Annotated in this window: 2 protein-coding genes; both read right to left on the bottom strand. The window is 56.6% G+C overall.

What is annotated here, in order from left to right; all coding sequences use genetic code 11:
* Positions 1–305 precede the first annotated feature (305 nt).
* The gene (locus FBQ85_29385; protein MDL1879245.1) at positions 306–623 is read right to left on the bottom strand and encodes a hypothetical protein; all 318 of its coding nucleotides are present in this window, start codon (positions 621–623) and stop codon (positions 306–308) included.
* Between the two features lie 188 nt (positions 624–811).
* Positions 812–2,291: hypothetical protein (locus tag FBQ85_29390; GenBank protein MDL1879246.1), on the bottom strand; the 1,480-nt coding region annotated here is incomplete at its 5' end.

Raw genomic sequence — 2,291 nt, forward strand, 5'->3', positions numbered from 1 at the left:
ACCGGCCTAACAAAAGCAAAATGCGTGCGCAGCGAAGCTTGCAATTGGATGCGTGAATTATTAGCTTGCCGCCGTTTCAGCGCGGTTCTGCGGGAAAATCGGGCTTGCGCTTGAAAGACTTGCAATGCATCACGCTGGTTGAGCGCAAGCCCGACTTTACGCGATCTCCGGGAATGGATGGGAGCCTGGTGGCCTCCGCGGTCTTCAAAACCGTTGCTTCGGCGCCTGCGCGTCGAAGGGTGAGTTCGATTCTCACACGTTCCCGCCAACTAAAAACGGCCTGGAATTTCCAGGCCGTTTTTGTTTCATACCATCGCCTTGCGCAATTTCTTTTTCAAATTCCGGATGCGTTCGCGCACTGCCTTGAGCTGCTTGCCATCGTGCGCGGCGAGCGCTTTTTCCCGTTCCACTTTCAAGACTTTGATTTTGGCCTTGACCGCAGCTTTGTCCACCCCCACCACTTCGTGATGCTCGTGCAAGTTGAGCGCGACGCTCAGCGCTTTTAGCAGATGCTCTTTGTTGAGCTGGGTGTAGCCCTGCACCGCCTCGTGCTGGATGCCTTTCGCAATCTCGCGCAGCTCGGCCAGGGTTTTGTGTTTAAGCTCTTTGAAGGTGTAAGCCATGATTGAATCCTCCAAAAGTTTTAGGATGGGTTGTGAACGTCATCAGAAATGAATAGCGCGATTCGTGCCGTCAGCTCCGTTTTGTGAAAACCCGGTTGCAAGGGCGGCATTAAAGATTCCGGCGGCACAACAATAGCAAATGCCGATGACAATCTCAACTATTACGTGGATGAAACCAGGCCTTCAGCTCAAATCCGCCCCATGATTTTATCCATAACCCAGTTTGTCATAGCAGCGGATTTCGCGCCGGAGGGCGCCTCCGTGCCGTAGCAGAGATGATTCACCACCATTTGAATGAAGGGCTGCTGCACATGCTCGGGCGCTTGAAAGGGATAGGTTTCCCAGCCGGCCGCGCGCGTGGTAATCGTGTAGGGCCGTTCGGCAAACACGCTGAATTCAGCCTCGCCTTTTTCGCCGGTGATCAACACCCAATCCTCGGCCTTGTCTGCTGCAAAGTCCCACAACAAATCGCCGGGAATATCGTTGCCGATCGTGATCATGGTTTTGACGCTTTTTTCAACATTGAATGGGCCCAGACCCGGCTCAACCTCGGCAGATTCGATGTGCCAGGGAATATCTTCGAACAAATACTGCAAAATGTTGATGGCGTGGCTGCCGAGATCGAACAGCAAACCGCCGCCGGCAACCTCGGGATTGAAACGCCACGGCACATTGTTCGGATCGATCGGATGAAAGCGGCGGCGATAACGCAATTGCACGCTTTTGATCGCGCCCAACCGGCCGCGCGTGATCACGCTGCGCAAATGTTGAAACTTGGGGAAGGCGCGGCGATAATACGCCACGAACAGCGGTACGCCGGCGCGCTCGAACGCCTGCAGCATGCGCAGGCATTCGGCATAACTGCGCGCCATGGGCTTTTCGACGATGGCCGGCTTGCCGGCAGCCGCGGCCAGCAGCGCGTAGTGGCAATGAGCGTCCGGCGGGGTGGCAATCGCAATCGCGTCGATCGCGGGATGATGAATCAGCTCTTCGGCGTTCGTGGTCCAATGCTTGACGCCGTGGCGCCGGGCATAGTCTTCACATTTCGTCGCGTCGCGCCGCATCACCATCAGCAGGTCGCTGTGCGCTGCCTTGCGAAAGGCCGGGCCACTTTTTTTTTCTGTAACATCGCCGCAGCCGATGAGCCCCCAGCGCACGATTTTGCGGTTGTTCTGCTCACGGCGCAGCGCATAACACGTGATCGGACCCACGCCGCGCACTTCCACCTCTTGATGCGCTTGAAACAGACGTTGGCGCGGCCATGGCAATTCATTATAAAAACTTTCACCGATTACGATGGGGGAGTCCAGGAGCTTCGTCAAGGCTTCCAGGCGCGACGCAAGATTCACCGGCTGGCCCAGCACGGTGAATTGGCGTTTATGCTCGTTGCCGACGTTGCCGCAAAACACGGTGCCGTAATTCAAGCCCGTGCCAATGCGGATGGGTTTGCCGCCGAAGGAATACTTCTGCGCGACTTCGTTCATTTCCAGCGCGCAATCGAGCGCCTTGATCGCCAGCTCCTCCTGCTGCTCGAAGCCCCATACCGCCATGACATTGTCGCCGATGAATTTGTCGATCATGCCGCCGTGGCGGTGAATCACTTCGATCATGGCGTTGAGGTAGCGGCTCAACTCGTTGACGATCGCTTCCGGCGCGGCTTCGAGCGAG

The sequence above is a fragment of the Cytophagia bacterium CHB2 genome (assembly GCA_030263535.1).
In the GTDB taxonomy this organism is placed as follows: domain Bacteria; phylum Zhuqueibacterota; class Zhuqueibacteria; order Zhuqueibacterales; family Zhuqueibacteraceae; genus Coneutiohabitans.

Bases quoted from the DNA above. Each gene is read 5' to 3' on its own strand.
- FBQ85_29385 (MDL1879245.1), bottom strand. From the start codon at position 623: ATGGCTTACACCTTCAAAGAGCTTAAACACAAAACCCTGGCCGAGCTG.